This window comes from Mesorhizobium sp. M0923, from assembly GCF_040319365.1.
GTDB lineage: Bacteria > Pseudomonadota > Alphaproteobacteria > Rhizobiales > Rhizobiaceae > Mesorhizobium.
On the sequence record NZ_JAMYNW010000005.1, the window covers coordinates 182,956 to 207,165 of the forward strand.

General features: G+C 63.2%; 21 protein-coding genes. 18 read left to right on the forward strand and 3 right to left on the reverse strand.

Annotated elements, in window-relative coordinates; translation table 11 throughout:
* Window positions 1-22 precede the first annotated feature (22 nt).
* From mraY to NKH89_RS11050, 15 genes are all read left to right on the forward strand, one after another.
* Window positions 23-1,105: a phospho-N-acetylmuramoyl-pentapeptide-transferase gene (mraY, locus tag NKH89_RS10980; protein WP_023721204.1), complete on the forward strand. Its 1,083-nt coding sequence runs from the start codon at window positions 23-25 to the stop codon at window positions 1,103-1,105.
* Between the two features lie 8 nt (window positions 1,106-1,113).
* Window positions 1,114-2,514 carry a UDP-N-acetylmuramoyl-L-alanine--D-glutamate ligase gene (gene murD / locus NKH89_RS10985; RefSeq protein WP_023721203.1) on the forward strand — a complete coding sequence of 467 codons (1,401 nt, stop codon included), beginning with the start codon at window positions 1,114-1,116 and terminating at the stop codon, window positions 2,512-2,514.
* Window positions 2,514-3,665: a putative lipid II flippase FtsW gene (gene ftsW / locus NKH89_RS10990; RefSeq protein ID WP_023721202.1), complete on the forward strand. Its 1,152-nt coding sequence runs from the start codon at window positions 2,514-2,516 to the stop codon at window positions 3,663-3,665. The genes murD and ftsW overlap by 1 nt, the downstream gene beginning before the upstream one ends.
* Window position 3,666: 1 nt before the next feature.
* Window positions 3,667-4,791 (forward strand): undecaprenyldiphospho-muramoylpentapeptide beta-N-acetylglucosaminyltransferase, encoded by a 1,125-nt coding sequence (murG, locus tag NKH89_RS10995; protein ID WP_352908857.1) that lies wholly within the window; start codon window positions 3,667-3,669, stop codon window positions 4,789-4,791.
* On the forward strand, window positions 4,791-6,197 hold the full coding sequence (gene murC / locus NKH89_RS11000; RefSeq protein WP_023721200.1) for a UDP-N-acetylmuramate--L-alanine ligase: 1,407 nt from the start codon (window positions 4,791-4,793) through the stop codon (window positions 6,195-6,197). The genes murG and murC overlap by 1 nt, the downstream gene beginning before the upstream one ends.
* Complete coding sequence (gene murB, locus NKH89_RS11005) at window positions 6,194-7,159, forward strand: UDP-N-acetylmuramate dehydrogenase (RefSeq protein WP_031194586.1); 966 nt, start codon at window positions 6,194-6,196, stop codon at window positions 7,157-7,159. The genes murC and murB overlap by 4 nt, the downstream gene beginning before the upstream one ends.
* Window positions 7,160-7,474: 315 nt before the next feature.
* Window positions 7,475-8,401 carry a D-alanine--D-alanine ligase gene (locus NKH89_RS11010; protein ID WP_023721198.1) on the forward strand — a complete coding sequence of 309 codons (927 nt, stop codon included), beginning with the start codon at window positions 7,475-7,477 and terminating at the stop codon, window positions 8,399-8,401.
* The gene (locus tag NKH89_RS11015; RefSeq protein ID WP_023721197.1) at window positions 8,389-9,330 is read left to right on the forward strand and encodes a cell division protein FtsQ/DivIB; all 942 of its coding nucleotides are present in this window, start codon (window positions 8,389-8,391) and stop codon (window positions 9,328-9,330) included. The genes NKH89_RS11010 and NKH89_RS11015 overlap by 13 nt, the downstream gene beginning before the upstream one ends.
* Window positions 9,327-10,634, forward strand: a complete 1,308-nt coding sequence (gene ftsA / locus NKH89_RS11020; RefSeq protein WP_023721196.1) for a cell division protein FtsA — start codon at window positions 9,327-9,329, stop codon at window positions 10,632-10,634. Before NKH89_RS11015 ends, ftsA begins: the two co-directional genes overlap by 4 nt.
* A 67-nt stretch (window positions 10,635-10,701) precedes the next feature.
* Window positions 10,702-12,372 (forward strand): cell division protein FtsZ, encoded by a 1,671-nt coding sequence (gene ftsZ / locus NKH89_RS11025; protein WP_023721195.1) that lies wholly within the window; start codon window positions 10,702-10,704, stop codon window positions 12,370-12,372.
* Window positions 12,373-12,651: 279 nt separating this feature from the next.
* Window positions 12,652-13,599 (forward strand): UDP-3-O-acyl-N-acetylglucosamine deacetylase, encoded by a 948-nt coding sequence (gene lpxC, locus NKH89_RS11030; protein ID WP_352481535.1) that lies wholly within the window; start codon window positions 12,652-12,654, stop codon window positions 13,597-13,599.
* A gap of 204 nt (window positions 13,600-13,803) precedes the next feature.
* A complete protein-coding gene (locus tag NKH89_RS11035; RefSeq protein WP_352456160.1) occupies window positions 13,804-14,673 on the forward strand; it encodes an outer membrane protein assembly factor BamD in 870 nt (289 codons plus the stop codon).
* Between the two features lie 13 nt (window positions 14,674-14,686).
* Window positions 14,687-16,360, forward strand: coding sequence for a DNA repair protein RecN (gene recN, locus NKH89_RS11040; RefSeq protein ID WP_352495123.1), 1,674 nt, complete (start codon window positions 14,687-14,689; stop codon window positions 16,358-16,360).
* 229 nt (window positions 16,361-16,589) lie between these two features.
* Window positions 16,590-18,797, forward strand: a complete 2,208-nt coding sequence (gene ligA / locus NKH89_RS11045; protein WP_023721191.1) for an NAD-dependent DNA ligase LigA — start codon at window positions 16,590-16,592, stop codon at window positions 18,795-18,797.
* The gene (locus NKH89_RS11050; protein WP_023721190.1) at window positions 18,797-19,489 is read left to right on the forward strand and encodes a DUF2461 domain-containing protein; all 693 of its coding nucleotides are present in this window, start codon (window positions 18,797-18,799) and stop codon (window positions 19,487-19,489) included. Before ligA ends, NKH89_RS11050 begins: the two co-directional genes overlap by 1 nt.
* Before the next feature lie 16 nt (window positions 19,490-19,505).
* On the opposite strand, the gene NKH89_RS11055 is transcribed toward NKH89_RS11050, so the two are convergent.
* The gene (locus NKH89_RS11055; RefSeq protein ID WP_031194584.1) at window positions 19,506-20,303 is read right to left on the reverse strand and encodes a class I SAM-dependent methyltransferase; all 798 of its coding nucleotides are present in this window, start codon (window positions 20,301-20,303) and stop codon (window positions 19,506-19,508) included.
* 242 nt (window positions 20,304-20,545) lie between these two features.
* Between NKH89_RS11055 and NKH89_RS11060 the strand changes: the two genes are divergently transcribed.
* Together NKH89_RS11060 and NKH89_RS11065 are read left to right on the forward strand one after the other, a co-directional pair.
* Window positions 20,546-21,274, forward strand: a complete 729-nt coding sequence (locus NKH89_RS11060; protein ID WP_352855193.1) for an AzlC family ABC transporter permease — start codon at window positions 20,546-20,548, stop codon at window positions 21,272-21,274.
* Complete coding sequence (locus tag NKH89_RS11065; protein ID WP_023721187.1) at window positions 21,271-21,567, forward strand: AzlD family protein; 297 nt, start codon at window positions 21,271-21,273, stop codon at window positions 21,565-21,567. Before NKH89_RS11060 ends, NKH89_RS11065 begins: the two co-directional genes overlap by 4 nt.
* A gap of 42 nt (window positions 21,568-21,609) precedes the next feature.
* On the opposite strand, the gene NKH89_RS11070 is transcribed toward NKH89_RS11065, so the two are convergent.
* Complete coding sequence (locus NKH89_RS11070) at window positions 21,610-22,056, reverse strand: cupin domain-containing protein (protein WP_502895805.1); 447 nt, start codon at window positions 22,054-22,056, stop codon at window positions 21,610-21,612.
* Between the two features lie 329 nt (window positions 22,057-22,385).
* On the opposite strand from NKH89_RS11070, the gene NKH89_RS11075 reads away from it, so the two are divergent.
* Window positions 22,386-23,729 carry a winged helix-turn-helix domain-containing tetratricopeptide repeat protein gene (locus tag NKH89_RS11075; protein ID WP_352788536.1) on the forward strand — a complete coding sequence of 448 codons (1,344 nt, stop codon included), beginning with the start codon at window positions 22,386-22,388 and terminating at the stop codon, window positions 23,727-23,729.
* 89 nt (window positions 23,730-23,818) lie between these two features.
* Here NKH89_RS11075 and NKH89_RS11080 read toward each other — a convergent pair whose 3' ends face one another.
* Window positions 23,819-24,109: a hypothetical protein gene (locus tag NKH89_RS11080; protein ID WP_156948172.1), complete on the reverse strand. Its 291-nt coding sequence runs from the start codon at window positions 24,107-24,109 to the stop codon at window positions 23,819-23,821.
* Window positions 24,110-24,210 lie beyond the last annotated feature (101 nt).

Below are 24,210 nucleotides of genomic sequence, written 5' to 3' on the forward strand. Positions count from 1 at the left end.
TCGGTCCGGGGGACGCAAGCGCATGCTAACACTGCTCGTCGAATTTGCGGACAAGATCTCGGTCTTCAACGTCTTCCGCTACATAACTTTCCGCACCGGCGGAGCGCTGATCACAGCGGCGCTGATCGTGTTCATCTTCGGACCGACCATCATCAATTCGCTGAGGCTGCGGCAAGGCAAGGGCCAGCCGATCCGCGCCGACGGGCCGCAGACGCATTTCAAGAAGGCGGGAACGCCGACAATGGGCGGACTGATGATCCTGTCCGGCATCGTCGGTTCGTCGCTGCTGTGGGCGAACCTGTCGAGCATCTACGTCTGGGTGGTGCTGCTGGTGACGCTGGGGTTCGGCTCGATCGGCTTCTACGACGATTATCTCAAGGTGACGAAGCAATCGCATCTCGGCTTTTCCGGCAAGGCGCGGCTCGGGCTCGAATTCGTCATTGCCGGCATCGCCGCCTGGGTGATCATGCATAACGGCCAGGTGCCGTTCTCGTCATCGTTGACATTCCCTTTCGCCAAGGAGTTTCTCGTCAATCTCGGCTGGTTTTTCATCCCGTTCTCGTGCTTCGTCATCGTCGGCGCCGGCAATGCGGTGAACCTGACCGACGGCCTCGACGGGCTGGCGATCGTGCCGATCATGATCGCGGCGGCGTCCTTCGGCGTCATCGCCTATCTCTCCGGCAATGCCGTGTTCGCTGAATATCTGCAGATCCATTTCGTTCCCGGCACCGGTGAGCTTGCCGTGGTCCTCGGAGCGGTGATCGGTGCCGGTCTCGGTTTCCTGTGGTTCAATGCGCCGCCGGCGGCAATCTTCATGGGCGATACCGGCTCGCTGGCGCTGGGTGGGCTGATCGGCACGGTCGCGGTGGCGACCAAGCACGAGATCGTGCTGGTCATCGTCGGCGGCCTGTTCGTCGTCGAGATATTCTCGGTCATCATCCAGGTCGGCTATTTCAAGATGACCGGCAAGCGCGTCTTTCTGATGGCGCCGATCCACCATCATTTCGAAAAGCTCGGCTGGACCGAAAGCCAGGTGGTGATCCGCTTCTGGATTATCGCCGTCATTCTGGCGCTGGTCGGGCTGTCGACCCTGAAGCTCAGATAGGAGGCCGCTTGATCCCCGCCGCATCCTTTTCAGGCAAGCGCGTTTCGCTCTTCGGGCTCGGCGGCTCGGGGATTGCCACGGCGCGCGCGCTGATCGAGGGCGGCGCGGACGTCCTCGCCTGGGACGACAATCCCGACAGCGTTGCCAAGGCCGGCGCGGTCGGCATCGCCACCGCAGACCTGCGCGGCGCGGACTGGGCGAGGTTTTCCGCCTTCGTGCTGTCGCCCGGCGTGCCGCTGACGCATCCCAAGCCACACTGGACCGTCGAGCTCGCGCGGGGCTCAGGCGTGGAGATCATCGGCGATATCGAGCTTTTCTGCCGCGAGCGGACGGCGCGGGCGCCGGCAGCAGCCTTCATCGCCATCACCGGCACCAACGGCAAGTCGACGACCACGGCATTGACGGCGCACATCCTCAAATCGGCCGGGCGCGACACGCAGATGGGCGGCAATATCGGCCGCGCGGTGATGACGCTCGATCCGCCGCAGCCCGAGCGGCACTATGTGGTTGAGTGCTCGTCCTATCAGATCGATCTTGCCCCTTCGATCAATCCGACGGCCGGCATCCTGCTCAACCTGACGCCGGACCATCTCGATCGCCATGGCACGATGCAACACTACGCCTCGATCAAGGAGCGGCTGGTGGCCGGCAGCGAGACGGCAATCATCGGTGTCGACGATTCCTGGTGCGCCCAGATCGCCGACCGGCTGGAGCGAGCGGGCCGGCAGATCATTCGCATCTCCAAGCGCCTGCCGCTGACCGACGGCTATTTCGCCGAAGGCACCAACCTGATGGAAGCCGTGCACGGCCGCTACAGCCGGGTCGCCTTTCTCGAAGGCATCGGCTCGTTGCGCGGCCAGCACAACGCGCAGAATGCGCTGGCCGCCGCCGCCGCCTGCCTCAAGGTCGGGCTCGAGCTCGGCGAGATCCAATCCGGACTGGAGAGTTTCCCGGGGCTGGCGCACCGCATGGAGCAGGTCGGCCGCAAAGGGCATGTGCTGTTCGTCAACGATTCCAAGGCGACCAATGCCGATGCCGCGGCACCGGCGCTGTCGAGCTTTGCGCGTATCTACTGGATTGCCGGAGGTCTGCCGAAAGAGGGTGGCATCGAGCCGTTGCGCGGCTTCTTCCCGCGTATCGCCAAGGCCTATCTGATCGGCGAAGCCGCACCGGCCTTTTCGGCGACGCTGGGCGAAGCGGTGCCCTACGAGATATCAGGCACGTTGGCTGCGGCGGTCGAACACGCCGCCCGCGATGCGGCCAAGGATAGTAGCGGCGAGGCGGTGGTGCTGCTGTCGCCGGCCTGCGCCAGTTTCGACCAGTTCAAGAATTTCGAAGTCCGCGGTGAGGCGTTCAGGCAAGCCGCAACCGCCATTGATGGCGTGAAGCCCATCGGAGGGACACGATAATGCAAAGCCGTCTCGACAAAAGCCCCGTGGCGACCTGGTGGTGGACGATCGATCGCTGGTTCCTGGCGGCGTTCCTGTCGCTGATGGGCCTCGGCATCGTTTTGTCCTTCGCCGCAAGCCCGGCGGTGGCCGAACGCATCGGACTAGACAGTTTCCACTTCGCCACACGCCAGATCATCTTCACCATTCCGGCACTTGGAGTGATGCTTGCCGTCTCGTTCCTTGAATCCAGGCAGATCCGGCGCATGGCGCTGGTCATGCTGTGCATCACGCTGTTTTTGATGGTGGCGGTGCTCTATATCGGCGTCGAGGTGAAAGGCGCGCGGCGCTGGGTATCGCTTGCCGGCCTGTCGATACAGCCGTCCGAGTTCCTGAAACCGGGCTTCGTCATCATCTGCGCCTGGCTGTTCGCCGAGCACAAGCGCCAGCCCGACATTCCGGGCAATCTGTTCGCCATGTTGCTGCTTGCGCTGGTCATCTCGCTGCTAGTGGCGCAGCCTGACCTGGGGCAGACCATGCTGGTGCTCGGCACCTGGGGGGTGATGTTCTTCATGGCCGGGCTGCCGTGGCTGTGGATCGTCGCGCTGGGTGCTGCCGGCGTCGGCGGCGTGTTCGCCGCCTATGCGGTGTTCCCGCACGTTGCCGGCCGCATCGACCGCTTCATGACCGGCGAGGGCGACACGTTCCAGGTCGACATGGGCCGCGAGGCGCTGATCAATGGCGGCTGGTTCGGCGTCGGGCCGGGCGAGGGCACCGTCAAGCGGGTCATCCCCGACAGCCATGCCGATTTCGTCTTCTCGGTCGCTGGCGAGGAATTCGGGCTGATCATGTGTTTCTTCATCATGTCCATCTTCGGCTTCATTGTGCTGCGCGGCCTCAACACGGCACTCAAGGAGCAGGACGATTTCACGCGCTACGCGGTTGGCGGCCTGGTCACCGTCTTCGGCCTGCAGTCGGTCATCAACATGGCCGTCAATCTGCAACTGATGCCGGCCAAGGGCATGACGCTGCCGTTCATCTCCTATGGCGGTTCCTCCCAGATCGCGATCGCCATCTCGATGGGCATGGTGCTGGCGCTGACGCGCAAGCGCCCGGAAAAGCGCAAGCAGCTGGGCTTCATGCCGTCGCCGCGTGCGATGCCGGCGGAGTGAGATGGCGAAGGGGGTCATCCTTCTAGCTGCTGGCGGAACGGGCGGACATCTGTTCCCGGCCGAGGCGCTGGCACATGAGCTCAAGGCGCGCGGCTGGGCGGTACATCTGGCCACCGACGACCGCGCCGAGCGCTTTGCCGGGCAGTTCCCGGCGACCGCCATCCATCCGATCCAGTCGGCGACGATGGGCTCGAAGAATCCTTTTGCCATGCTCGCCGCGTTTTGGAAAATCTGGCGCGGGGTGCGGCAGGCGTCGGCCGTCATCGCCAGCATCAAGCCCGCCATCGTGGTCGGCTTCGGCGGCTATCCGACACTGCCGCCGCTTTACGCGGCGACCCGGCGCAAGGTGCCGACGCTGATCCACGAGCAGAATGCGGTGATGGGCCGCGCCAATCGGGCGCTCGCCGGCCGCGTCGACGCCGTTGCCGGCGGGTTCCTGCCGGAAGACATCAGTGCCACTGGCGCCAAGACGGTGACCACCGGCAATCCGGTCAGGCCGCAAGTGTTGGAAGCAGCGAATACACCCTATGCTGCATCGGCCGGCAAAGAGCCGTTCCGGTTTCTGGTGTTTGGCGGCAGCCAGGGCGCGCAGTTCTTTTCCGATGCGGTGCCGGCGGCGATCGCCCGGTTTTCCGATGCACAGCGTAGGCGACTGGCGATCACGCAGCAGGCCCGCGCCGACGATGTGGCGCGGGTGGAAGCCGCCTATGCCGCGCTTGGCATCGAGGCCGAGGTGTCGCCCTTCTTCACCGACATGGCGGCGCGGCTCGCGGCGGCGCATCTGGTGATGTCGCGCTCCGGCGCGTCGACCGTATCGGAAATCGCGGTGATCGGCAGGCCGGCGCTGCTGGTGCCTTATCCGCACGCGCTCGACCACGACCAGGCGGCGAATGCGGCCGCCCTTGCCGCAGCGGGTGGCGCCGAGGTGCATCCGCAATCCACGCTTTCGGCGGAGCGGATCGCTGCGCTTGTCGGCGGGCTAATGGATGATCCAGGCAGGGCGGCGACAATGGCTGCGGCGGCGAAATCGTCCGGTAAACCGGATGCCGCGCGGTTGCTCGCCGATCTGACAGAGGCTATTGCGTCCAGGAAATCCGTTTCGGAATTCAGGAAGGAGACGCATTGATGAAGATGCCACAGACGATCGGCCTCGTGCATTTCATCGGCATTGGCGGCATCGGCATGAGCGGCATCGCCGAGGTGCTGCACAATCTCGGCTACAAGGTGCAGGGATCCGATCAGGCCGACAGCGCCAATGTGCAGCGGCTGCGCGACAAGGGCATCGAATGCTTCGTCGGCCACCAGGCCGAGAACCTCGGCGAGGCCGAAGTGGTCGTCGTCTCCACCGCAATCAAGAAATCCAACCCGGAGCTGAAGGCGGCGAGAGAGAAGTTGCTGCCGATCGTGCGGCGCGCCGAAATGCTAGCCGAGCTGATGCGCTTCCGGCAGGCGGTCGCGATCGGCGGCACGCACGGCAAGACAACGACGACTTCGATGGTGGCGACGCTACTCGATGCCGGCGGGCTCGACCCGACGGTGATCAATGGCGGCATCATCAATGCCTATGGCACCAACGCCCGCATGGGCGACGGCGAATGGATGGTGGTCGAGGCCGACGAGAGCGACGGCACCTTCCTCAAGCTGCCGGCCGAGATTGCCGTCGTCACCAATATCGACCCCGAACATCTCGACCATTACGGCTCCTTCGACAAAGTGCGCGAGGCGTTTCGCCAGTTCGTCGAGAACGTGCCGTTCTACGGCTTTGGCGTGATGTGCACCGACCATCCCGAGGTGCAGGCGCTGGTCGGCCGCATCGAGGACCGGCGCGTCATCACCTATGGCGAAAATGCGCAGGCCGACGTGCGCTTCACCAATCACCGCATGGACGGCCCAACCTCGGAATTCGACGTGGTGATCCGCGACCGCAAGACGCACGGCCAGATAACGATTGCCGGTCTGCGGCTGCCGATGCCCGGACGCCACAACGTTTCCAATGCGACGGCGGCGATTGCCGTCGCGCATGAGCTCGGCCTTTCGGCCGAGGCGATCAAGAAGGGCCTGTCGTCCTTCGCCGGCGTCAAGCGGCGTTTCACCCATACCGGTTCGTGGAACGGTGTCGATGTGTTCGACGATTACGGTCATCATCCGGTCGAGATCACGGCGGTACTGAAGGCGGCGCGCAGCGCCACCAAGGGCCGCATCATCGCCGTTACCCAACCGCATCGCTTCACTCGGCTGCGCGATCTGTTCGACGAGTTTTCCGTCTGCTTCAACGACGCCGATACGGTAATGGTGGCGCCCGTCTATGCGGCCGGCGAGGAACCGATCGACGGCGTTACGTCCGACGCACTGGTGTCGCGCATCCGCTCCGGCGGCCATCGCGACGCACGCTACATCGAAGGTCCGGCGGCGATTGCGCCGATCGTGCGCGAGGTGGCGAAGCCGGGCGATTTCGTCGTCTTCCTCGGCGCTGGCAACATCACCCAATGGGCCTATGCGCTGCCCAAAGAACTCGGCGGGACTATCTCATGATGCGCGGCCAGGCGTTGATCGACAAGCTTGGCGACCGGCTTGCCGGATTGCGCGGCCGCATCACGCCCAATGCCGAGATGGACAAGATCACCTGGTTTCGAGCCGGCGGGCTCGCGGAGGCATTGTTCCAGCCGGCCGACGAGGACGATCTTGCCGCGTTCCTGAAGGCGGTGCCCGAGGAAATACCGCTGACCATCGTCGGCGTCGGCTCAAACCTGCTTGTCCGTGACGGCGGCATTGCGGGCTTCGTCATCCGGCTTTCGGCCAAAGGCTTTGGCGAGACCGAAGTGATAGCGCCGACCACGATCAAGGCGGGGGCCGCGACACCCGACAAGCGCGTTGCGGCCGTTGCCTACGAGGCCGGCATCGGCGGCTTTCATTTCTACCACGGCATTCCCGGCGCCATCGGCGGAGCGCTGAGGATGAACGCCGGCGCCAACGGTGTCGAGACGCGCGAGCGCGTGGTCGAGGTGCGGGCGCTCGACCGCAAGGGCAATGTGCATGTGCTGAGCAACGCCGACATGGGCTATGCCTATCGCCATTCAGCTGCGCCGTCCGGGCTGATCTTCACGTCGGCGCTGTTCGAAGGCGTTCCGGAGGACAAGGCGGCGATCAAGGCCGCGATGGATGCTGTCCAGAACCATCGCGAGACCGTGCAGCCGATCCGCGAAAAGACCGGTGGCTCGACCTTCAAGAATCCCGAGGGCACCTCGGCCTGGAAGGAAATCGACAAGGCCGGCTGCCGCGGCCTGATGGTCGGCGGGGCACAGATGTCGCCGATGCATTGCAACTTCATGATCAACACCGGGACCGCCACAGGCTACGAGCTTGAATATCTCGGTGAGACGGTGCGTGCGCGCGTGCTCGAAAGATCGGGCATCCGGCTGCAGTGGGAGATCAAGCGCATCGGCAATTTTCGGCCGGGCCATGCCGTCCAGGAATTTCTCGGGCAGCTGCTTTAGCGCAAGTCGAAGACCGTTGCCTCCGGACCTCATGAATTCACATTTTGCTGCCGTTTTTGCGGAAAGTGAATCCATCGGAATCGTAAGCACTTGCCAGCGAATCAACTCTCTGATTCTCTGCCCTGAAGCGTTTCCTGATTTGAGTCGTTTCGACGCGTTACTCGCGTTTCCGTCTGGGGGGGCAACCTGCCGGGAGACTCGGACTCAATGTTGCGGAAACACGGGAGCAAAGCTGCTCGGCGTATTTGAGTGCGCGCGATGCTTTTCGGGCCATGCACGATGGTGCAGGCCTGCTGTGAGAGGAAATGACGGGGAATGACAAGCAAGCACGTGGCCGTCCTTCTGGGGGGATTCTCGTCCGAGCGGCCCGTGTCCCTGTCGTCGGGCAAAGCCTGCGCCGATACACTCGAGGGGGAGGGCTACCAGGTCACCCGGGTCGACGTCTCGCGCGACATCAGCTCGGTGCTCGTCGAGCTCAAGCCCGACGTCGTCTTCAACGCGCTGCACGGCCCCTTCGGCGAGGACGGCACCATCCAGGGCATCCTCGAGTATCTGGCCATTCCGTACACCCATTCCGGCGTGCTTGCCTCGGCGCTCGCGATGAACAAGGAACAGGCCAAGAAGGTCGCCAAGGCGGCCGGCATTCCGGTAGCGGAATCGAAGGTGGCCAATCGCTTCGCCATCCAGAACAAGCACCCGATGAAGCCGCCCTATGTGGTCAAGCCGGTCAACGAAGGATCGAGCTTCGGCGTCGTCATCGTGCATGAAGGCCAGTCGCATCCACCGCAGATCATCGGCTCGTCCGAGTGGAGATATGGCGATACGGTGATGGTCGAGCGTTATGTGCACGGGCGAGAATTGACGTGCGCGGTGATGGGCGATGTGGCGCTCGGTGTCTGCGAGATCATCCCGACCGGCCATTCCTTCTACGACTATGATTCAAAATACGTCGCGGGCGGATCAAAACACGAATGCCCGGCAAAACTTTCACCGAATATTTACCAAAAAATACAGACACTGACGCTCAAGGCTCACCAAGCTATCGGCTGTCGGGGCGTTTCCCGGTCGGACTTCCGTTATGACGATCGTCACTCCGAAAACGGTGAAATTGTCTGGCTCGAGGTCAACACCCAGCCGGGTATGACGCCGACGTCTTTGGTGCCGGAAATCGCCGCGCAAGCGGGACACTCGTTCGGCGATTTGTTGAGTTGGATGGTGGAGGACGCTTCGTGTCTGCGTTGAAGTGGGGACAGGGCAAGGGGAAGGGCGCGGCCGGGCCGGTGCTGTTCGGCATGCCGTTGTCGTTCGACCATTTCGTGCTGCCACGCCTGCTCCGCCGGCCGGTGCGTGTGCTGGCGCGCCTCGGCGAGGGCGATTTCGAAGCGCCGCCCTATTGCGCTGCCATCCTGTCGGCGGCACTGCTTATTTCGAGCAGCGCCTATGGCGCCTATCTCGGCGGGCATGCCGACGCCATCGTCCAGAGTGTCACCGCCCGCACCGGTTTTGCCGTCGACCAGGTCAAGGTCGTCGGCAACCGCGAAACCTCCGAGATCGATATTCTCGACAGGCTGGAACTCGACGGCTGGACCTCGCTGATCGGTTTCGATGCCGAAGCTGCGCGCGAACGCATCACCACGCTGCCCTGGGTTGAAGCCGCGGCAGTGCGCAAAGTCTACCCGCATACGCTGGAAGTGCGCGTCGAGGAGCGCGAGCCGTTCGCGCTGTGGCAGCAAGGGAGCGCGCTTTCGGTCATCGAGAAATCCGGCACCGTCATTGCGCCGTTCTCCGGCGGCAAGCAGATATTGCTGCCGCTGATCATCGGCACCGGCGCACCGGCCAAGGCGCCGGATTTCCTGGCCAGGATCAAGAATTATCCGGAGCTTGCCGCGCGGATCAAAGGCTATATCCGCATCGGCGAACGGCGCTGGGATCTTAAGCTTGAGAATGGCATCACCGTCAAGCTTCCCGAAGACGGTGAGGACCAGGCGATTGCCGACCTGGTCAGGATGGACCACGAGAACGGGCTTTTGACGCGCGACATCGCAGCCGTCGACATGCGCCTTTCCGACCGTCTGGTCGTCCAGTTGACGCCGGAAGCGGCGACGCAGCGCGAGGCTGCGCTTAACGAAAAGCCCAAGATGCTGAAGCGCAAGCCGGAGACGAAGATATGAGCTGGCTTGGCGGCAACAGCGATGCCTCGTCGCGCCGGTCCGGCATCCTGACGGTGCTGGATGTCGGTTCCAGCAAGGTCTGCTGCGTGGTGGCCAAGCTCAAGCCGCGCGACGATGGCAAGCTGCTGCGCGGACGCTCGCATCGCATCCAGGTGATCGGCATCGGCCACCAGAAATCGCAAGGCGTGAAATCGGGCGTCGTCATCGATCTCGACCGTGCCGAGCACGCCATCCGTCTTGCCGTCGACGCCGCCGAACGCATGGCGGGACTGACGGTCGATTCGCTGATCGTCAACATGACCGCCGGCCGGCTGAAGAGCGAGGCTTTTTCGGCCACCATCAATCTCGGCGGTCATGAAGCAGACGAGGCCGACATCAAACGCGTGCTTGCCGCCGGCGCCAAGCAGGCGCTGCGGGCTGAGCGCGAGGTGATCCATTCGCTTCCCGTGGCCTTTTCGCTGGATGCCGAGCGCGGTGTGCGCGATCCGCGCGGCATGGTTGGCGACCAGCTTGGCGTCGACATGCACGTGCTGACAGGCGACGCGGCGCCTCTGCGCAATCTGGAGCTCTGCATCAACCGCTCGCATCTGTCGGTCGAGCGCATGGTGGCGACGCCCTATGCCAGTGGGCTTGCCGCGCTGGTCGACGACGAGCTCGAAATGGGCGCGGCCTGCATCGATATGGGCGGCGGCACGACGACGATCTCGGTATTTTCGGAAGGCAAGTTCGTCCACGGCGACGCCATCGCGATTGGCGGCAACCACGTCACGCTGGATATGGCCAAGGGCCTATCGACCTCGCTCGATGCCGCTGAAAGGCTGAAAGTGATGCATGGCTCGGCGCTGCCAGGAAGCGCCGACGACCGCGACCTGGTCTCGATCCATCCGATCGGCGAGGACGGCGAGGTGCCGTTGCAGATCCCGCGCTCGGTGATGACGCGCATCATCCGCGCCCGCATCGACGAGACGCTGGAACTGCTGCGCGACCGGCTGAACAAGTCCGGCTACGGCAATGCCGTCGGCAAGCGGGTGGTGCTGACCGGCGGCGCCAGCCAGCTTGCCGGCCTGCCCGAAGCCGCACGCCGCATTCTCGGCCGCAATGTGCGCATTGGCCGCCCGCTCGGCGTGGCAGGCCTGCCCGAGGCGGCCAAGGGGCCGGCTTTCTCGACCCCGGTCGGACTTCTGATCTACCCGCAGATGGCGAGCTTCGAGAGCCGCCCGGCGAAGGGAATTTCCGGTCTTCGGATGACCGGAACAGGCGGAAAACTGCATCGAATGAGTCAGTGGTTGAGAGACAGTTTTTAATTTGACGGGGACAGCCCCATAGGCGGCCGCGGCGGCGAAGCGGCGGGAAAGGCAAAGGACGAAGACAATGACCATCAATCTGCAGAAGCCGGACATCACCGAGCTCAAGCCGCGCATCACCGTGTTTGGTGTCGGCGGCGGCGGCGGCAATGCCGTCAACAACATGATCACCGCCGGCTTGCGCGGCGTCGAGTTCGTGGTGGCCAACACCGACGCGCAGGCACTGACGATGTCGAAGGCCGAGCGGCTGATCCAACTCGGTGCGCATGTCACCGAGGGTCTCGGCGCCGGATCGCAGCCTGAAGTCGGGCGCGCGGCGGCGGAAGAGTGCATCGACGAGATCATCGATCATCTCTCGAACACGCATATGTGCTTCGTTACCGCCGGCATGGGCGGCGGCACCGGCACCGGGGCGGCGCCCGTGGTCGCGCGCGCTGCCCGCGAAAAGGGCATCCTTACCGTCGGCGTCGTCACCAAGCCGTTCCACTTCGAAGGCCAGCGCCGCATGAAGACGGCCGACATGGGTATCGAGGAACTGCAGAAATGTGTCGATACGCTGATCGTCATTCCCAACCAGAACCTGTTCCGGCTGGCCAATGACAAGACGACCTTCGCCGACGCCTTCGCCATGGCCGACCAGGTGCTCTATTCGGGTGTCGCCTGCATCACCGACCTGATGGTCAAGGAAGGCCTGATCAATCTCGACTTCGCCGACGTCCGCTCGGTCATGCGCGAAATGGGCAAGGCGATGATGGGAACCGGCGAGGCTTCGGGCGAGGGCCGCGCAATGGCCGCCGCGGAAGCCGCCATCGCCAACCCGCTGCTCGACGAGACCTCGATGAAGGGCGCCAAGGGCCTGCTGATCTCGATCACCGGCGGCCGCGACCTGACACTGTTCGAAGTCGACGAGGCCGCAACCCGCATTCGCGAAGAGGTCGACCAGGACGCCAACATCATTCTGGGCGCCACCTTCGATGAGGAACTCGAAGGCGTTATCCGCGTGTCGGTGGTCGCCACCGGCATCGACAAATCGGCGGCCGAAATCGCTGCAGCGCCGATCGCCATCCGCACGGCTCCGCCGAAGCCGGTCAGCCGCCCGGCGGCTCAGGTCACGGAAATGCGCCCGGCGCCTGTCCAGCAGCCGATCTATGAACCACGTGCTGCCGATCCGGTCGCCGAGGCCATTCAGCTCGCCGAGGCGAATGCGGCAGCGATGGCGCAGGCCCGCCCGGCACCGGTCGCGCATTCGGAAGACTTCCGTCCGCAGAGCAAGATCTTCCAGGCGCCTCCCGCTCAGCCGCAGCCGATGATGCAGCCAGTGGTTCAGCAAGCGATGCAGCCGGCTCCGCATCGTGAAATGCCGCAGCCGATTGCCGCGGCACCCCAGCGCATGCCGCGGGTAGAGGATTTCCCGCCGCAGGTGAAGGCTGAAGTGGAAGCCAAGGCCCGCCCGGCCGACCACGAGAACAGCGGCCCGATGGGCTTGCTCAAGCGCCTGACCAACGGCCTAACCCGCCGCGAAGAGGAACCTGCACGGCTGCAGCCGGCGCAGCCGCGCGAACCGAAACTGCGCCAGGCGCCGGCGGAAGTGCGCCGCCTAGCCAGCCAGGATCCGCAGCTTTACGCGCCGCGCCGCGGCCAGCTGGACGAGCAGGGCCGACTGACGCCGCAGAGCCGGGCTGTCCAGGAAGACGATCAGCTGGAGATTCCCGCCTTCCTGCGCCGGCAGGCCAATTGATCTGTTGACGGTTCGTAACAGTTGTTAACAGGCGAGCAGGAAACTGTTCGCCTGTTAATATTAAAAGCGATTTTAAAACAAGGACTTATGGGGCAATCCCGCGCTGGACCGCAGTTACAAAGAGTAAGAAACCGTGATTTGGAGTCTCCCTGTGGGACCATTATCTTCGCCACCGACCAAAGTCGGTTTGCTGGGAGTCTCGGGGAAGTGGCCCTGCCTGCCGATCAATCAAGAGCCGCGCCCTCAGGGCAGATGAAGCGGACCTAGGCAGTACGGGCTATGGGGATTGTTTTGCACGACTATCAGACGACACTTAAATCGCGTGCGACGCTGACTGGTATCGGCGTCCATAGCGGCAATCCGGTCACCGTCCATTTCCTGCCGGCAGATGCCGATACGGGTATCGTCTTCCAGCTTTCGAATGCAAGCGGAAGCCACGAATTTCGCGCGCTCGTTTCCGAGGTCGGTGCCACCGACCTCTGCACCATGCTTGGCGATCCGCAAGGCGAGCACATTGCCACGGTCGAGCATCTGATGGCGACGCTCTTTGGGCTTGGGATCGACAATCTCGTCATTGAAATCGACGGCCGTGAGGTGCCTATCCTCGACGGCAGCGCGGTCATGTTCATCGAGGCCATGGACCAGGCAGGCATCGAAACGCTGCCGGTCAAGCGTCGCTACATCAGGGTGGTCAAGCCGGTTCGCATCGAGAACGGCGCCTGCTGGGCGGAGTTCAGGCCCTATGATGGCACGCGCTTCGAGATCGAGATCGATTTCGAAAGCCCGGCGATCGGCCGCCAGCTTTTCGCATCCGATATGAATGCCGACATTTTCCGCCGCGACGTCGCGCGGGCCCGCACTTTCGGGTTCATGAAGGACGTCGAGCGGCTATGGGCAGCTGGCTACGCGCTCGGCTCCTCGCTGGAGAACTCGCTGGTGATCGGCGATGACAACCGCGTGATCAACATGGGAGGCCTGCGCTATCCCAACGAGTTCGCGCGGCACAAGACGATGGATGCAATGGGCGACCTGGCGCTCGCCGGTGCCCGGTTTATCGGCTGCTTCCGCTCCTATCGTGGTGGCCACAGGCTGAACGCCGCGGCGCTGCGCCGTCTCTTGTCCGACCGTTCGGCTTTCGAGATCGTCGAGACGACGCGCCGCGAGCGCGGCCGTGCCGCCGAGATGAGCGCTGTCAATGCCCCCCTCTTTGCGCCCTGGATGATCTGATTCTTAACGTTTTTGCGGCTCTTATTGCGATCAGCTGTGTTGCAAGGATGCATCACTGGCCGGCCAAATCGCACAGCTTTCCAGGTGGCGCCAAACCGCCACAAAAATGTGCGATTGGCCGGGGATAGCGTTGCCGGGCAAGGCGGTTATGGTTTATGGCTGCTGCCGTCGACTGAAATGACGCCGAAAGGGCGGAATCCAATCATGTTTTTCAAGCGAGTTGGTCAATCGAAGGCGCCGCGGCGGGCTGTTTTCCTGGCGCTTTCGGTCGTCGTTCCATCGCTGTTTCTGTCGGCCTGCATGTCGTCCGAGAAGGACGTCGATCTATCGACCTATGTCGATCAGACCGAGCCGGCCGACGTGCTCTATAATCAGGGTCTCGCCAATCTGAATGCCGGGCGCCTGCAGGAGGCAAGCCGCAAATTCGATGCCGTCGACCGCCAGCATCCGTATTCGGAATTCGCCCGCAAATCGATGGTGATGGGCGCCTTTGCCGACTACCGTCAGGGCAATTACGACGAGGCGATCGGTTCGGCCAAGCGCTACCTGACCCTTTACCCGTCGACCGACGATGCAGCCTATGCCCAATATATTATCGGGCTGAGCTACTACCGCCAGATCAAGGACGTCACCCAGGACCAGAAGGAAGCGCGTCTTACCGTGCAGACGATGCAGGACCTGGTGACGCGCTGGCCCACGTCCGAATATGCCGACGACGCCAAGGAGAAGATCCGCTTCGCCAACGATCAGCTCGCCGGCAAAGAGATGCAGATCGGCCGCTATTATCTCGAGCGCCGCGAGTACATCGCAGCCGTCAAACGATTCCGCAACGTGGTGGAGAACTATTCCAACACACGCCATGTCGAGGAGGCGCTGGCGCGTCTGACCGAGAGCTACTACGCGATGGGGCTGACGTCGGAAGCGCAGACCGCCGCGGCCGTGCTCGGCACCAACTATCCCGACAGCCAGTGGTACAAGGACTCCTATAAGCTCCTGCAGAGTGGTGGGCTCGAGCCGCGCGAGAATGCCGGATCGTGGATCTCCAAGGCCGGGAAGCTGATCACCGGCGCCTGAGCGGCGCGTCACCATGCTCTCCAGGCTGTCGATCCGCGATATCGTTCTGATCGAGAAGCTGGACATCGACTTCTCGTCCGGCCTTTCGGTGCTGACCGGCGAAACCGGCGCCGGAAAGTCCATCCTGCTCGACGCCTTGTCGCTGGCGCTTGGCGCCCGCGGCGACGCCTCGCTGGTGCGGCATGGCGCGGCACAAGGCCAGGTCATCGCTGTGTTCGACGTGCCGCGCAACCACCCGGCCCGTATGCTGCTCGCCGAGAACGCCATCGAGGACGACGGCGACATCATCCTGCGCCGCGTCCAGACGGCGGACGGCCGCACGCGCGTTTTCGTCAACGACCAGCCGTCCAGCGTGACGCTGATGCGCGACGTCGGCCATGCGCTGGTCGAGATCCACGGCCAGCACGACGAGCGCGCTTTGGTCGATCCCGGTGCGCATCGGGAATTGCTGGACAGCTTCGGCGGTCATCTGGGCGCCGCGCGTGCAACAGGCGAGGCGTGGCGGCACTGGCGCGCCTGCGAGCAGGAATTTTCACGGCACCGGGCCAAAGTCGAGGCGGCTTCCCGCGAGGCCGATTATCTGCGTGCGGCGGTCGCCGAATTGACCAGGCTCGATCCGCAACCGGGTGAAGAGACCGAGCTCGCCGAACTGCGCGCCTCGATGATGCGTGCCGAAAAGATCGCCTCGGAAATCCACGATGCGCAGGATGTGCTCTCGGGCCCGTCCTCACCCTTGCCGCAGTTGGCCAGCCTGCTCAGGCGGCTGCAGCGCAAGGTGACGGAAGCGCCCGGCTTGCTTGAAGAGGTCGTCAAATCGCTCGACGAGGCGATGCTGTCGCTCGACGCGGCGCAGTCGGGCGTGGAAGCAGCACTTCGCGCCACTGAATATGATCCGCAGCGGCTGGAGAAGGCCGAGGAGCGGCTGTTTGCGCTGCGTGCCGCCTCGCGCAAGCACAGCGTCGCTGTCGACGATCTGGCGCAACTGCGCGACACCATGGCGGCCGACCTTACCGATCTCGACGCTGGCGAAGAGCGCCTGCATGCGCTGGAGAGACAGGCTGCAGCTGCGCGTCAGGCCTATGACATTACGGCGGCCCAGCTGTCGTCGCTTCGCCATGCGGCGGCCGCAGGGCTGACCAAGGCGGTAATGGCCGAACTGCCGGCGCTGAAGCTCGAACGGGCTGAGTTCATCGTCGAGATCGCAAGCGATGCCGGGAGCCGCATGGAAGAAGGCATCGACCAGGTCGAGTTCTGGGTGCGCACCAACCCCGGCACCCGGCCCGGCCCAATGATGAAGGTCGCTTCCGGCGGCGAGCTTTCGCGCTTTCTGCTGGCACTCAAGGTGGCGCTGGCCGATCGCGGCTCGGCGCCGACCCTGGTCTTCGACGAAATCGACACCGGGGTAGGCGGCGCGGTTGCCGACGCCATCGGCCAGCGGCTGGCGCGGCTGGCAAAGCGCGTGCAGGTGCTTTCGGTCACGCACGCGCCGCAAGTGGCGGCGCGCGCCGCGACGCATTTCCTGATCTCCAAGTCAGGCGGGGCCGACCGGGTGTCGACCGGCATCGCCGAGATGGACCGGGCGGCGCGGCAGGAGGAGATCGCGCGCATGCTCGCCGGCGCCACCATCACCGACGAGGCGCGCGCGGCGGCCGAGCGCTTGCTGCGGGAGAACATCGCGGCAGCGTAGAGCGGTTCATCACGCCGAACCGCTCTACCTCTTTGTTTTGCGCAATTCCGGACGGAAAACCGTTTCACACTTTTCCTGGAATTGCTCTAGACGAGTTCGTTTCCGGCGCTCGTGACCTGAGTCAGGGTCTGGCTCCATCCTGCTGTTCAGGAATGATTTCCGTGTCTGATCTCTCCCTCATGAGAGAATCCTGTTCTATTGTGTCGCGCCACCGTGGAGGGAGCAGTGTATGGACGAAAAACCAGTCGATTCGCTCAGCGAAAGCGAGGCGGCAAGCGAGTTGAAGCGGTTGGCGCAGGAGATCGCCGAGCACGACCGGCGCTACCATGGCGAGGACGCGCCGATAATCACGGACGCGGAATATGACGCGCTGACGCGGCGCAATCTCGCCATCGAACAGCGCTTCCCTGCTTTGCTGCGTGAGGATTCCCCCTCACGCAGGGTCGGCGCGCCACCGGCGGAAGGCTTTGCCAAGGTGCGTCATGCGGTGCCGATGCTCAGCCTCGCCAAGGCCTATACCGACCAGGATGTCGCCGATTTCATCGTACGTGGCCGGCGGTTCTTTGATCGCGACAAGGATCTGGACATCGCCTTCACGGCTGAGCCGAAGATCGACGGGCTGTCGGCTTCGCTGCGTTATGAAGGTGGTGTGTTCGTGCAGGGGGCAACGCGCGGCGACGGCGCCGTTGGCGAGGACATCACCGCCAATCTGAGGACCATCGCCGACATTCCCAAGACCTTGAAGGGATCGGGCTGGCCCGAGGTCATCGAAATACGCGGTGAGGTCTATATGACCTACGCGGAATTCGAGGCGTTGAAGCAGCGCTCGGCGGCGATCGGCGGCCAGGATTACGTCAATCCGCGCAATACCGCGGCCGGGTCGCTCCGTCAGAAGGACCCGTCTATTACCGCCAGCCGCAACCTCAAGTTCTTTGCCTACGCCTGGGGCTTTACCACAAAGGATCCGGCTCCGACCCAGTACGATTCCGTGCAGAAATTCGCGGAGTGGGGGTTCAAGGTCAGCCCGCTGATGGTCCGGGCAAGATCGGTCGAGGAACTGGTCGCGCATTATCACCTGATCGAGACCCAGCGCTCATCACTGGGCTACGACATCGACGGCGTCGTCTACAAGGTCGACCAGCTGGAATTGCAGCGCAGATGGGGTTTCGTCACTGGCGAACCGCGCTGGGCCATCGCCCACAAATTTCCGGCCGAACAGGCGATGACAACCGTGCTCAGGATCGACATTCAGGTGGGCCGTACCGGTACGCTGGCGCCCGTTGCCCGGCTTGCACCCGTCACGGTCGGCGGCGTAGTGGTCGAAAACGTCACGCTTCACAACGAAGATTACATCAAGGGTCTGGACAGCAACGGCCAGCCGATCCGCGACGGCTATGACGTGCGTATCGGCGACACAGTGGTCATCCAGCGGGCAGGGGACGTCATTCCGCAGATCGTCAGCGTCGTAGCCGATAAGCGTCCGCCAGATGCCGTGCCCTACGAATTCCCGCACAAATGTCCGATCTGCGGCTCACCCGCAACGCGCGAGATCAACGAGAAGACCGGCAAGGAGGATTCCCGCCGCCGCTGCACCGGCGAACTGATCTGCCCTGCGCAGGCCGTGGAAGGATTGCGCCATTTCGTGTCACGCGGCGCCATGGATATCGAAGGCCTGGGCGCTGAAAACATAGATCTGTTCTTCAACGCCGGGTTGATCAAGACAGCCGCCGATATCTTTACGCTCAGGGATCGTCGTCCCGCCGTTACCAAGGCGCTGGCCGAGCGGCGGGAAGAGCAGGCCAGGCAGCGTGAGGCCGCGTCGGGCAAGACGCGCAAGAATGTACGCAGTGTCGAGGAACGCAACTACGACGGCCTCGACAAGCTCTTCGCTGCCATCGACGCTCGCCGCGAACCGGAACTCGATCGCTTCATCTTTGCGCTGGGCATCCGCCATATCGGCGAAACGACGGCCGCTGTGCTTGCCCGAACCTTCTCGACGATCGAGGAGTTGATCCGCATTGGCAAGGAGACAGCAGCGGCAGCCGATCCACACACCGTTTTTCCTTCGATCAACGGCATCGGCGATACGGTGATAGGTGCGCTTCGCGATTTCTTCGGCAATGAACGCAACGACGCCGTGCTTGAAGCGCTGCTCACACAGGTCCACCCGAAGCCATACATCGTGAACGTCTCAGCCGATAGTGCGGTCGCCGGCAAGACAATCGTGTTTACAGGCACGCTGGAAAAGATGACGCGCCCCGAGGCCAAGGCGATGGCCGAACGTCTCGGCGCGAAGGTCGCCGGCTCGGTTTCTGCGAAGACCGATCTCCTGGTAGCGGGGCCGGGCGCCGGTTCCAAGCTGAAGGACGCGACCAAATTCGGCATCGAGGTGATCGACGAGGACACCTGGTTGCAGCGGATCGGCAAGGGCGCGTGATGGCGGCTGCGTTCAACGGTTTTGGGCAAAAGGCCATTCCCTTCCTCAAGGCGCTGGATTTTCATCAGAGCCGGGAGTGGTTTTTGGAAAACCGCGACCTTTTCGAACGGGATCTGCGCGACCCCTTCGGCGATCTGGTCGAAACGCTCTCCGAGCGCTTCACGGCCGCGGGGCTCGGCCTGCGCGGCGACCGCAAGAAGTCGCTGTTCCGGATTAATCGCGATGTGCGTTTCGCCAAGGACAAACGGCCTTATAACCGGCATTTGTCGGCGATCCTTTCGCCTGACGGCACCAAGATGGAACAGGGCGTGTTTTACGTCCATATCGGGCTCGATCGCTGCTTTGCCGCCGTTGCCTGGTGGCAGCCCGGACCGGAGCTATTGCTGGCGCTGCGCAACGCGATCGCGAAGCGGCCGGCTGAATTCCGCACCCTCGTCGCGGCGCTGAAGAAGAACGGCCTCGAGCTCGACCCGGACGGCTGCATGAAGCGCACGCCGCGCGGCTTCGAGCATATCGCCGAGCCCGATCTCGCTGCCGCGATCCGCAATCGGCATTTTGCCGTCCGGCACGCAGTCGAGCCGGCGGATATTTATGGAGCTGGATTGGTTGACGAACTCGTCGACTTCGTCATGCGGGCAAAACCGCTGCTCGACTGGGGCAGGGCGATCGAAGGCAAGGCTTCGCCGCGCTAGCGGATAAATCAGACAGTCAAATGCGCCGCGCAGTGTAGAGGCTGGTGGTCATGTTGCGGGTTATGGAGCCTTGGAACTCGTCGCGGACGATGCGACCCAGCTCCGCCAGGATTGCTTTGCGGTCGCTGCGGATGTTGATGTTGGAAAAAGTGGCATAGAGGGCGACCGTCTGGTCAGGATCGAGGACGAGCGACCAGACACTTGTCCCATGTTCGATGGAATCGAACGCGCCGGTTCGCTCCAGCGCCGCCACGCGGGCCTCGGCATCAAGGGCGAACGGAATACCATTTGAGCCCGCCGAAGGGCTCGAAGGCCCTTCAAGCAGTGCCTTCGTCGCATCATGAAAGGGATCGGGGCGACTGTTGTCGCCGAATACATTCCAGACCATTGCCCACCAGCCGCCCGGCCGAAGCAGCTCGGCGACCTTGACCAGCGCGGTGTCCTCATCCAGCCAATGAAAGGCAGTGGCGCTGACGCCGAGATCAAAACCGGCCTTCTCAAGGACGGCATCCTCAAACGCAGAGACGCTCACCGAGAGCGCCTTGTCCTGAATAGTCTCGCAAAGGAAAGTCGCGAGGCGAGAATCCGGCTCGATGGCGAGCATCGGGCTCGCGCCCAGTTCGAGTAAGCGGCGCGTAGCAGTTCCTGTACCTGCGCCAATCTCGAACGTCGCCGTGCCAGGGGCGAGACGGCACCGTTCACATAGAATTTCGAATACCCAATCAGGATAGCCAGGCCGCGTCGCGTGATAGCTGCCGGGATCGGCGCCGAAGGCCAGGCGGCCGAATTTTGGATCGATGAAAAATTCGCTCATTGCAACCACCTCTGGGGAACCACCTCTGGCCTTGGGTCTGTGGCCGCCACTTTTGGCAAGGACCGATGGGCGCCAACGGATATGCCCTCCCAGGTGCCAAGCGTCTGATTTTTGTCCACTGGGCACTGGAGCGCCTTGCCGCCCGCCTCAGCCATCACTTCCGCTGATCATTTGCCTCAATCGAATTGGTGTGACAAGGAGGGCGGCCCTCCCTACATACGACCGTCCCGAGGAGGCGATTGATGTCGGCGGAAGCAATCTCCGAAAACAGTGCGAAAAGCGATTTCTGGGACGGCGTGCGGCTCAGCATGCCCGTCGTGGTGGCATCGGCGCCGTTTGCATTGCTGTTCGGGGCGCTCGCAGTCGACAACGGGTTTTCCGTGCTCGAAGCGTTCCTGATGAGCGCAACGGTGTTCGGCGGCGCCAGCCAGATGGTCGGCATCGAGCTGTTCGGCCAGCATGTCGCGCCGTGGCTGATCGTGCTGTCGATCTTCGCGGTGAATTTTCGCCACGTGCTCTATTCGGCCGGTATCGGCCGGCGCATCGCGCATTGGCCACTGATCCAGCAGGCGATAGGCTATTTCGTGCTCACTGATCCGCAGTTCGCGATGGCCGAGCGCAAGGCGGAGGCCGGCGAAACCGTCGGGTTTACCTGGTATATGGGGCTTGGGCTGCCGGTCTATGTGTTCTGGGTCATCGAAAGCGCGCTCGGCGCGATGTTCGGCAAGCTTATTCCCGACACCCATGTGCTGGGCATCGACTTCCTGCTGCCGATCTATTTTCTCGGCCTGGTCATGAGCTTCCGCAAGCGGCCGCTGTGGCTGCCGGTGGTCATCGCCAGCGCTGCCGCCTCCACCATTGCGTACAAAACCGTCGGCTCGCCCTGGCATGTCTCCATAGGTGCGCTGGCCGGCGTGCTGCTCGCCGTCATCCTGCCGCCCCGCCACAGCGGCGTGGAGACACGGCCATGAGCACGACCTTGTGGATCATCGTCGCCGCTTCGATCGCGACCTATCTGACCCGCATCGGCGGTCATCTGGTGATCTCACGCTTCGACCATATCCATCCGCGCGTCGAGGCCGGGCTCAGCGCCGTGCCGGCGGCGGTGCTGACCACGCTGGTGGCGCCGGCGGCGCTCAGCGCCGGACCGGCGGAATGGGCAGCCTTGATTGTTGCCGGCCTGGTCTCGCTGCGCGGCGGGCTGATGGCGATGTTCCTGGCGGGTGCTGCCGTGCTGATCCTTGCGCGGCAGCTCGTCGGGTAGTGGACCGACGGAGTACGCCTGTCTTCCTGCCAGATCGCCGCTCTATGGTATTTTGCCGTCCATCTTCGGGAAGAGAATGACACTCTCCTGTGCGGTCGGTTCGTTGCGGGCGCCAATAAAGGTGGCCGGCGTGCTTGCCCGGTTCACGGCAACGTGAAGCACGTTGGCGGGAATGTAGAGATAGTCGCCGGGATGCACGAGGTCGCGAAACTGCAGTTCGTCCCCGCTCCACATCTCCAACTCGTCTCCGCTCAGCATATAAAATGCTGTTTCGTGGCGCGCATGGACATGGGCTTTGGTCCGCTTGCCCGGCGGGATTGAGGCGACGCCCAGCCAAAGGGCCTTCGCTCCGACGGTCTCAGCACTTATTCCCGGCAGATAGTCCGACCCCTGTTCGGCCCGATAAGCCTCGCCGCCCCTAACAACCAAAGCCTTTCCCTCGCTGGGCGCAGCACTGTCCATTGCGGCCGGCTGTTTCAACATCATCATCTTGAACCTCCATTTGTGTTAGTCTGTGCGAAGGACGGCCAGAATGATCAGTCCCCCGTCCGAAGTCCTTAACAGGAGGCGAAAAGTTCCGAATTCTTCCGAAGCCGGAAAGCGAGATGCTTCAGCACCGCGACGCTTCGCGTTCGGGCCGTTCGTGCTCGACCTGCTGCGCGGGACGCTTGTTCGCGAGGGCAAGCCAGTTGCGGTCGGGCAAAAAGGCTTGTCGTTGCTTCAGGCCCTGGTGGAGGCACCGACGCAGGCGCTGAGCAGGACGGCCCTCATGGAGGCCGCCTGGTCCGATGCCGTCGTCGAAGAAAGCAAATCTTTCGGTGCAGATTGCCGCCCTGCGCAAGCTACTCGGCCCGCAGCCGGACGGCAGCGAATGGATCGCCACCGTCCCCCGCACCGGATATCGCTTCGCCGGCAGTGTTCATGTGCTTGACCCCGCTGCAGACGATGCGCTTCCGAGCCAACTGGCGGGTCTCTCCGAAAGGGCGTCCATTGCGGTGTTGCCGTTCGCCAATGTCAGCGGCGACAGGGAACAGGCCTATCTGGCTGACGGCATCACCGAGGACATCATCACCGCGCTGACGAGGTTCCGATGGTTCCGGGTGATCGGGCGCAATTCCAGCTTCGTCTATAAGGACAAGTCGGTCGACTCCAAACAGGTGGCCCGCGAGCTTGGCGCCCGTTATGTCTTGGAAGGAAGTGTGCGCCGGTCCGGCCAGCAGATCCGGGTCTCGACGCAACTGGTCGATGCCGCCTCGGCCAATCAGATCTGGGCCGAACGATACGAGATGGAACTGACGGAGGCGTTCGCCGTCCAGGATGCCATAGCCGAGCGGGTGGCTGGTGCGATCGAACCCGAACTGCTCAAGACGGAGTCGCTCCCAGCCGTTGGACGCAACAGCGGAAATGCGACGGCCTGGGACCTGGTGCGGCAAGGTACCTGGCATTTTCACCACGTCGGCCGTCAAACTCACTTGCGTGGCCGCGAGTTATTTCGGCTGGCGTGCAAGCTCGATCCTGAACTCGCAGAGGCCCATCTCTGGCTCGGTCGGGTGAGCGCCGGCATCGTCGCTTACGGCTGGAGCGACAAGCCGGCACAGGATATCCGAGAAGGCCTGGATGCAGCCCTGAAGGCGGTTCGGCTCGACGAGAAAAATCCCTATTCGCATTATGCGCTCGCCATCTGCAGCATCTATGCCAATGCGCAGGAACAAGCCGTTCTTGCTGCGGAAAGAGCGATCGAGATCAGCCCAAGTTTCGCTCTTGGTCATCTGGCTATGGGAATGGGGCAGCTTTTCCGCGGCAGCGCATCCGAAGCGATAGCGCCGCTCGAACACGGCCTTATGTTGAACCGGTACGATCCGCAGAACTTCGTCTGGTTTAATGTCCTGGCGCTCGCTTATCTATTTGCGGGGCAGGCAAACGAGGGGCTCGTCGCGGCGATTGAGGCTCGCAAGGTCGGTCCCACGTGGCGACCCACCCATGAAACACTCGCCTGCTGCTACGTCTCGCTTGGACGTCTGCCGGAGGCAAGATCTTGCGTCGAACTGATGCGGGAGATGGAGAACCCTACAGGCGATGCCTTGGCGCCGCTCAGGCTGCGCAATCCACATTGGGCAGACCAGATGGCGGATCTGTTGAAGAAAGCCGGTTGGCAGCAGTAAGGCTGCGGTCAATCCCCTGCAGATTGGCGTCGTCTGTGTGATGTCGGTCACGCAGTTGTTGGGCAGCACAAGCCAGGTCGGCTTCGCACTCAGGGTGATGCTGCGGTCCGGTCGATAGCCGACCCACCGCCATTGCGAAAATCACCACTTCTGATCGTACGCTTCGCCGCAGCGCCCATAAGCCCAGCGAACGAAACAATAGCTCCTGCCCAGCCAGCAGGCTTCTTGAATATCGACGCGACCCGCGACAGGCTCAGCCGGATCGCCTCCGCTCTCTCCTGGTGGGCGCGACGCACGGCGCCGCTATAGAGCGCCTCGCGCTGCTTCGGCGTCAATGCGCTTAGATCGATCGGCTGGATGCCGAAGGGCTCAGGCGACATTTCCATCTCCCCTGGTTTGCCGTGTTGATCGGCAGCTACACCGACGATTTACGGGAAAGGGCTAATCAGCTAAAATGAATAATTAAGATCGTTATGTTCTC